The organism is Brevibacterium samyangense, from assembly GCF_039529845.1.
Lineage (GTDB): Bacteria > Actinomycetota > Actinomycetes > Actinomycetales > Brevibacteriaceae > Brevibacterium > Brevibacterium samyangense.
Genome location: NZ_BAAANO010000049.1, coordinates 1 through 4,120, shown reverse-complemented (window position 1 = coordinate 4,120; position 4,120 = coordinate 1). Strand labels below are relative to the sequence as shown.

The following is a 4,120-nucleotide window of genomic DNA, read 5'->3' as shown; positions in this document are numbered from 1 at the left end:
AGAAAGCAGCACCAAGGTAGCGAGCATCCTGTGTGCCGGGGTTTAGCCACACACCGTGCGGCACCGACGGAAGACCACCATTAATACCCCAGGTGAGAGAGCGGCCGCGGTCGCAACAGTAGCTCATCACCGCTCCGCGTGCATCGGTGAGCGTCCCGCCCTTGTTGATTCCGCATCCTCCGCGGAAACGCCCGGGGCCGCCCGAGTCTGTCGTGATCTCGTGACGAGTAGTGAGCACGGGGGACAAACGCTCCTGGCCTTCAACGGGCTGGACGGCCAGACCTGCGCCGAAGACGGGTGCTGTAGCGTCCGATCCGTCCTTGGACGAACGGCCGCCCCATCCTCCGGCCATCCAGTCGTACCACATGAAGTACGGGCTGCCGTCGACTCGGCCGTCGTGTCCTCCAACGAGCAGGTACTCGAGGTTGAATGCACATGCCATGGCACGTTCAGGCATGATCGCGCTCCACAGCTCGAAGATCGAATTCATGATCTTCTCGTACGGGCCAGCACAGAACCCCGTCACCGCGTGCGGCCATCCGGCGTTCACCACTGTGCCTTCCTCACCGATATCGGCCGTGACCGCCTGGTAGAAACCGGAGTTGAGGGGCACCTCAGGGAAGAAGGTCTTCGTACCCGCATAGATCGAAGAGAATGCCGTCCCGTACCCCGAGTTGAGGAAGGTTGACACCGCGGGTGCAGACCCGTTGAGGTCGTAGTGGATACCCGTTTCGTCGACGGTGAGCTTCACCTTGATCGGGATGAGGCCCTCACCCTTTACTGGATCCTGGTCGAGGTAATCGACGGTTTCCCACGTGCCGTGCGGCAGATCCTTGAGCGAAGCCAGAACGGTTCGGCACACGTAGTCCTGTGTCTCCTGCATCGCTTCGACGACGACATCTTTCGAGTACTTGTCGACCAGGCGAAGGATTTCGCGTTCGCAGACTGCGGTCGCCTCGGACTGCGCGTGCAAGTCCCCCAGCGCCTGTTCTGGCGCGCGCGTATTCGAGACGAGGAGCTGCGCTACATCATGCAGGAACTTCCCTTGTGACCACACTCGGATCGGCGTGATGCGAAGGCCTTCGCCGAAGTGCTCGCTCGCAGTCACATCGAATGAACCCGGGGTACTTCCGCCGATGTCTGCCCAGTGCCCCTTGTTCTGCGCAAATCCGATGATCTCGCCCTCGGAGAAGATCGGGCGGATGAAGCTCACGTCATTGAAGTGTGTGCCGCCCCTATACGGGTCGTTTATGCAGAATACATCGCCGGGCTGGATATCTTCACCGAACTCCTCCATCACCGCCTTGCACTGGAAGTGCAACGTGCCCACGTGCACTGCAATGTCGGCACTTCCCTGCATCACCGTATTGCCGTACTTGTCGCAGAGCGCCGAGGAGAAGTCCCGCGAATAAATGACGAACGAGTAACAAGTCCGAAGTATCTGTTCGCTCATGAGATCGACGCTCGTCGAGAAGGCGTTCTTGAGGACTTCGAAGGTCACCGGATCGAGTGTGCGAGCAGTTGTGAGTGTCGCTGAGGTGTCATTGGTCGTAGTGGTCATGGGTTTTCACTCCCCGTCCGGCGAGCCGAGTTCGATACGGATGTTGAGCCACTCGTCGATCCACGCAGTACAGTTCGGCGGGACAACGGTGGTGGAATCGAGCTGATTGACGATTGCGGGCCCCGTGAAATCCGAGCCGGCGGGCATCGATTCCCGCTGGTATACCGGAGTCGCGATCCAGAATCCGTCGAAGTAGACATCCCGGGTATCGACCGGCTCCGGCCGGGATCGTTCCGTGACAGCAGCAGGCTTGAAGGCCGGCTTCGGCGTTACGCCGATCGCCTTCAGGTGAATCTGGTAGATCTCCACTGGGGTCTCCTCCTGCCTGAACGCGTAAAGCTTCTCGTAAGCGTCGTGGAAGTCGGCGACAGCTTTTCCAAGCGCTTCTGCGCCCGACCCGACCGGCACCTGCAGCGAACGCCATTGCCCCTGGTACCGCATCGAGATGCCACGCTGGAGAGTCGCGTCTTCCTCGGCCACGCCTTCATGACGCAGCCGTTCCGCGCCCTCGGTCTCGAGCTCAGCGAAGGCGGCTTCGAGAGCGTCGAAGTCGACGTCGACTGCAGATGCTGTGTACATCTGCGACAGATCGTGCTGAATGTCGACGAGAAGGCATCCGAGTGCGGAAGTGACGCCTGGATTCGGCGGTACGATCACTGCAGGAATGCCGAGTTCGCGAGCCACGTCGACCCCGTGAAGGGCGCCTGCCCCACCGAACGCAATGAGGGCGAAATCGCGAGGGTCGAGCCCCCGACGGATGGACACGATGCGCACTGCGTCGGCCATATTCGCATTGGCTACCTTGAGGATGGAGTCCGCAGCGCGGTCAACCTCCATCGCCATCGGAACCGCGATCCTGCGTTCGATGGCGTCGTGGGCGAGACCGCGATCGAGCGACATTGCACCGTCGGCGAGGTCGGTACCGAGGCGATTAAGCCAGAGGTTCGCGTCGGTATTCGTCGGTTCGTCGCCACCCTGGCCGTAACAAGCGGGACCGGGTTTGGCTCCGGCGGACTGCGGACCGTTCCGGAGAGAACCAGCGAGATCGATGTGCGCAAGTGACCCACCACCAGCACCGATCGTGAGAACCTCGATGCTCGGGAACACAATCGGATGCCCGTACTCAACTTCCCATTCATTCGTAACGTTGAGTTGCCCCTCATTAATGAGGGAGATGTCAGTGGATGTCCCGCCCATGTCGAGGCCGACCGCGTTCTGGTACCCGCACTGCAGAGCAATGTGCTTCGCCGCAATAGCTCCTGCCGCGATACCAGAGGCAGCGAGCCGGACCGGGAACCTCGACACCATCTCCGACGTCATGGACCCGCCTCCCGAGTGCAGCAGGAGAAGCTCTCCTTCATACCCGCCATCGGTGAGCCTGGAATCCAGCTCGTTCACATATCCCGAGACGAGTGGACCCAGCACGGCGTTCGAAACAGTTGTATTGAATCGATTGTGCTCAAAGATCTCCGGCAGAATGTCGGCGGACGTCGACACGCTCGTCCCCGGAAGTTCCTCGAGGAGGATATCCCTCATCCGGTGCTCGTTCTCGGGATTGGCGTACGAGTTGAGGAAGCATACTGCAATCGTCTCGACTCCTCGCTTGCGGAGAAGCGCAGCGAGCTTCCTCGCTTCGGTTTCGTCAAGCGGTTCGACGACAACCCCGGTGTAATCAGTTCGCTCGGACACTTCGAAGCGGTCGCGGCGACGGATGTACGGTCCGCTCACATCGTTGTACGCATCCCACAGATCATCCTTGGTACCGTCTCGAATCTCGATGACGTCCCTGAAGCCCCTGGTCGTGACCATTGCTGCTTTGGGGAATCTGCGAGTGATGAGCGCGTTTGTCGCCACCGTCGTTCCGTGCGAGAAGAGTTGCACATCGGCGAGGTCGACCTTCGCTCTTGCGACTCCATTGATCACGGCTTCCATTGGATTGTCCGGGGTAGAAGGCACCTTGGTCACCCGCATGACCTGGTCGTCTTCATTGAAGATGCAGACATCGGTGAAGGTTCCCCCAACGTCCACGGCAACGCGCAAGTCCGACATGACTCACTTCCTTTCGTGTAGTGGGTCACATCTTTCGAGCGCAACCTGGGCGCCGTCAATGTGCGCGACGAAGAGAAAAGGTGCATCATTTGTGAAATCCACAATCTCCGTGCGCCCACGTGGGGAGGAAATAATGAAGAAACAAGATTCTTACCTGAGCGAACTCGTTCAGGCGCTGAGTGGACAGGACCCCTTGGCATCGCTCGTCCAAAGAGCTGGGCGGCTGTGTGCAGGATCCGCCTTCGTCTTCAACCATCAGTTCGAATTGCTCCATTCGAGCGGGAAGGCCCCTGGCCGACTGATCACCGAACAATTGCGAGGTCCCGCAATCCGGGCAGAACGCTCCGCCGCTCCCCTGCCGATCGGTCGATGGCTCGTGAGCAGTCGCCCGGTCGAGGTCCGCCACCAGACGTATACGTTGGCGATTGCGGTGCTACGCGAAGATGACTCGGAGCGATGAATATTCGTAGGCATGGGAGCCACCGAATCGTGCCTTTGGGGGCCACCGAT

Annotated in this window: 2 protein-coding genes; both read right to left on the bottom strand. The window is 60.1% G+C overall.

Going from position 1 to position 4,120, the window contains the following annotated elements; genetic code table 11:
• Positions 1–1,561: hydantoinase B/oxoprolinase family protein (locus ABD172_RS15220; protein WP_344311062.1), on the bottom strand; the 1,561-nt coding region annotated here is incomplete at its 3' end.
• Positions 1,562–1,567: 6 nt separating this feature from the next.
• Positions 1,568–3,610 carry a hydantoinase/oxoprolinase family protein gene (locus tag ABD172_RS15215; RefSeq protein WP_344311060.1) on the bottom strand — a complete coding sequence of 681 codons (2,043 nt, stop codon included), beginning with the start codon at positions 3,608–3,610 and terminating at the stop codon, positions 1,568–1,570.
• Positions 3,611–4,120: the final 510 nt, after the last annotated feature.

Bases quoted from the DNA above. Each gene is read 5' to 3' on its own strand.
- ABD172_RS15215 (WP_344311060.1), bottom strand. From the start codon at position 3,610: ATGTCGGACTTGCGCGTTGCCGTGGACGTTGGGGGAACCTTCACCGAT.